The 4390-nt window shown below is 60.3% G+C and carries 4 protein-coding genes; all 4 read right to left on the bottom strand.

What is annotated here, in order from left to right:
• On the bottom strand, positions 1-224 hold a 224-nt coding region (locus RMO18_RS10545), incomplete at its 3' end, for an rRNA adenine N-6-methyltransferase family protein (RefSeq protein WP_309665787.1).
• Between the two features lie 62 nt (positions 225-286).
• Entirely contained in the window at positions 287-1249 is a 963-nt protein-coding gene (pdxA, locus tag RMO18_RS10540; protein ID WP_309665786.1) for a 4-hydroxythreonine-4-phosphate dehydrogenase PdxA, read from the bottom strand.
• On the bottom strand, positions 1246-2403 hold the full coding sequence (locus tag RMO18_RS10535; RefSeq protein ID WP_309665785.1) for a peptidylprolyl isomerase: 1158 nt from the start codon (positions 2401-2403) through the stop codon (positions 1246-1248). The genes pdxA and RMO18_RS10535 overlap by 4 nt, the downstream gene beginning before the upstream one ends.
• A 111-nt stretch (positions 2404-2514) precedes the next feature.
• Positions 2515-4390, bottom strand: a 1876-nt coding sequence (locus RMO18_RS10530; RefSeq protein ID WP_309665784.1) for an LPS assembly protein LptD, incomplete at its 5' end; no start/stop codon positions are given.

Raw genomic sequence — 4390 nt, 5'->3', positions numbered from 1 at the left:
GCAAGAACGTGACGCGCGCCTTCGACGAGCAACCCTCGCGTCAAGCCGCCGGGGCCGGGGCCAACCTCCAGCACGTCATAGCCGGACAGATCGCCTGCAGAACGGGCAATCTTGGCAGTCAAGTTCAGATCCAGCAGGAAGTTCTGCCCCAGCTGCCGTTTTGCGACCAGATCATGCGTCCGGATCACCTCGCGCAATGGCGGCAGCCCATCTATCGTTCCCAAACTTCGTCTTCCTCTACCATTTGCACTTTGGGGCCGAGGTGGTGCTATCCCCGCCTTCAACGTCAGCCGCGCCGTGCCGCCATTTCCTCGGCCAGGCGCAAGGCGGCAGTCAGACTTGTCGGGTCAGCCACGCCACGTCCGGCAATGTCGTAAGCGGTGCCATGATCGGGCGATGTGCGCACGAAGGGCAGGCCCAGCGTGACGTTGACCCCTCCGGCAAAGTCGATGGTCTTGATCGGGATCAGCGCCTGGTCGTGGTACATTGCAAGTGCAGCGTCGTAGCCCGCCCGTGCCGCGGCATGAAACATGGTATCGGCAGGCATAGGCCCGCGGATTGCCATGCCCGCAGCGGCCAATCGGGCAATGACCGGTACGATCACATCCAAATCTTCCCGGCCCATCGTACCGCCTTCGCCTGCGTGCGGGTTCAAGCCGGCAATCGCCAGACGCGGGGTTGCGATGCCGAAGTCCCGGATAAGTGCTGCATGCGTGATCTGGATGGTTTCGGACAGCAGTTCTGCCGTCAGTTCCGTAGCAACCTTTGCCAGCGGAATGTGGATCGTCACCGGCACCACCCGTAACTGCGGGCAGACGAGCATCATGACCACACGGGAAACGCCAGCCAGATCGGCGAGGAATTCGGTGTGGCCGGGAAAGGCAAAGCCCGCGCCGTCCTTGAGGGCCTTCTTGTTGATCGGCGCCGTAGATAAGGCAGATGCCGCACCACTTTGCACCAAAGCCACACCGCGCGCGATCACCTCGATGACGCCAATTGCATTGGCTGGGTCTGGTTGGCCGGGGCGGGCGTTGGCGGCAAATTGGTGCACCAGCACCGGCAAAACACCCGATGGCACCGCGCCAACTGCGGCGGGCGCCGGTACTTCCTGCCACGCTGTGCCTGGTGGCAAGTGCCTTGGATCCCCTAGCCAGACGAAGCGCTGACCCGCAAGGCACGCCTTTACTGCGACTTCAGGCCCAATGCCGGACGGGTCGCCCGAGGTCAGCAGGACGGGCGCGGGCGTCACGGCTCGCGGATGATCGCTGCGGAACGAAGTTCTTCGAGATAACCTTCTGCGAGGCCCTCAAGCTTCTGGTTAATCACCTGCTCGCGGACCTGGTCGCGGGTTACAGGCTCCTCGAACGTCTGCTCGCGGCCGCACAGCATGAGGAACATCCGGTACCCGGACCGCGTCAGCGCAACCGAGCTTTCGCCAGGATCGAGGCCGGCAAGTTCCAGCCCGATATCCGAGGGGATTTCACCCATGCTGATCTTGGACACGGTGAGCCTGTCTTCAGGCAAGCCGTTTGCCTGACCATAGAGGTCCTCGCAGGTGTCGGTTTCGGCCCGCAGTCGCGCGACTTCTGCGGCATCGTCCGGGATCAGAAACTCCGCATATTCGACAGTAACTTCAATCGGCTCTGCGGATTCGTCCTTCGCGACATCACGTAAAAGGAACAGCACCACAGCACCAGGAACCTGCACCGGATCTGACACTTCGCCGGGGCCAAGCGCCAGCACTGACGCGCCGATGGCAGCTGGCAGATTTGCCAGTGGCACCCATTCAAGTCGGCCACCCGCGCCGGCTGTCGGGGCCGCCGAATACTGCCGTGCGGCACTGGCGAAGGCACCCTCGCTGGATATCTCGGTTGAAAGCCGCTCGGCCAGGTCGAGGGCGGCGTCTTCATTGCCCTCTTGCAGGGGAATGACCAATTCGGACAACAGCACGCGCAGCGCACGTGGCCGGGCAGAGGCCTCCAGCGCCTTGTCAATATCTGCTTCGGATACGGGAACTTGCCCAAGGAATCGTGCCCGCACCGCTTGGCGCCAGGCAAGCCCTGCGCTTACGAAATCGCGAAAGCTTTCGGCCGAGATGTCGACCTTTGCCAGTTCCGCAATCAGCGCCTCTGCGGTCAGATTGGCCCGCGAGGCAAATTCGTTCATGCCCTGCAGCACTTCCTCGTCGGTCAACTTGATGCCCAGACGTTCGGCTTCGGTCTGGCGCAGCCGGTCTTCGACCAGCGCCTTCAAGGCCTCGTCTTCCGGGTTGCCGGGGGCCTTCAGGACCGTCAGAAACATCGCCCGCTGCGCCACCTCGTACTCGGTGATCACACGGTCGTTCACATAGAGCCTTGGCGCGAACAAATCTTGCGCAACGGCTGGCGCCATCATCAGCGCCATGCCCAGTGCAACACTCGTCGTTTGCCGTCTTAGAAAGGAGAATGCCATTGCGTCAGCCACTCTTTGTCTTTGCTGCCACGGATCTTTGTCCGCCCACCCTTCGGTCAATCTTTACTTTCGGCACGTGCGCGCCGGACCTGCCGTCACCCCACCGCCAAATCCGACCAGATCGACCGAAAGACCAAAATCAGTTGTCGGATTCACAGTAGTCGAGGACGTGAAGCGACGCGAGAGGGAAACATCAAGTCGGATACATTCGTTCAGGAACTCCAGACCCAAAGCGGCCACCGTGCCCTCATCGGCAACAAAATCATACCGACCTGACAGCTTGGCAGTCCAGTTGTCGGTCAGTTTGCGCCGCGCATCAAACGTCACTTCCTGCGTCGGGTCTGGCCGGTTTTCAGCCACATCAGCAACGGCCCAGATTACCGAAGACGCAAACGAAGTTTTCGGCTGGTTTACGGTAATGCGCGCCTCACCTTTGGTAAGGTTCATGTCATCGTCCAGAACCAGCCGTCCGGTCATGGCAAAGCCATCCATAAGGTTGAAATTCGCCGACGCGAGCCAATCGGACCTGCTGCCGTCAAGCCCGGAACCGGTGCTGAACTGCCCAAGGTCGTCGGCACGGAACACCCGTCCGATTGAAACGCCCATCGACCATCCGGCCGGATCGTAGCGCGTCCATGTCAGGCCAACATTGGCGCGGCGTCCGCGTTCGACCGCATCGGAACCCGGAAACCTGTTCAACGAAAAAAGGTTACCTTCGTCAAATTCGACAAGCGCGGAATCTTCGTTCGGCAGGGTTTCCGCGTTGGATGACGCCCAGATCAACTGAACCACCGGCTCAATCACATGGCTGGCACCATTGGCACCGGTCTTCATCCAAGGCCAACGCAGTTCTACTCCGGCATTGCCGTGGGTACGTGTCGTTTCGCCCGCAAACACTGCGTCTTCGGAAATCGTATAGGCATCCGCAGTGACGTCGCCAAGAATCGTACCCTCGATGCCAAGGGGCAGCAGAAAACTGCGGCGCCAGTCGATCCGCGCCGAAATCCGGCCAAGATCACGGCCATCGGCAATGCTGTCACTGTCGGTTCCGTCCAACGGATTCCTCGAGGTGCGATTGTGGTTGTGGGTCTGAAAGCGCAGGCCACCCTCGCCACCCAGTGGCCCCAGCGAAAACCGGCGGTGAAAGGTCAGATCGCCCATTAGCGAAGGAATTGTGGTGTTGTCTTCGTCGTCGCGCAACGTCTGAAAGCTGATGATCCGACCTGAGATGTGTTCATTGCGCCGCGTTCTTGTCACTTCCAACCTGCTATCCAAACGGTCAGCATTCAAGATGCCGTAGTCCAGAAGGTAGGCGGGGTCTGAAACGGTTTGGGTCTTCAGTGTCAGTTCGAAATTGGCAGGTAACTTGAAGGCACCGTCAACAAACAGGTATCCGCGTGTCTCGTCCGGCAAGATATCGTCCCACGAGACGGCTCCGGTAAGGGCAATCTGGCCTGTACGAAAGGCCTGACGATAGGCCAGCTCGACGGTGCGGCCATTCTTGGTGGTCAGATAGGGCGTAACAGTCAGATCGCTGGACGGGTTGATCGCTATGAAGTAGGGGAATTTCAACCCAGTCCCAAGGTCTGACGTCGTGCGCAATGTCGGCGTCAGAAAGCCGGTGGCGCGCTCTAGCGTGGGGTCAGGCATCCGCAACCGGGGAATGAAGAAGACCGGTATGCCAGCCAGGCGGAATTGCGCTTTGTCGAAGTATATCTGCCGCTCCACCTCGTCATGGACGACGCGTTTTGCACGGATTTCCCAGAATGGCACGGGATTGTTGGCGCAAATCTTGCAGGACGAAGCTACCACATTGTCCATGGCAGTATAGCGACCCGCCACCCGCATCATCCGGTTTGCGGCCAGCTGCAGTTGCCGGTTCAGAACCAGCCGGGCGCTGGTCAGGATGCCCTCTGCCAGATCGGCGGACAATTCAGCT

The sequence above is a fragment of the Tabrizicola sp. genome (assembly GCF_031377265.1).
Taxonomy (GTDB): Bacteria; Pseudomonadota; Alphaproteobacteria; order Rhodobacterales; family Rhodobacteraceae; genus JAUYQR01.
Note: the sequence above shows the minus strand (reverse complement) of the source record. Positions and strands in the feature narration are given on the sequence as shown.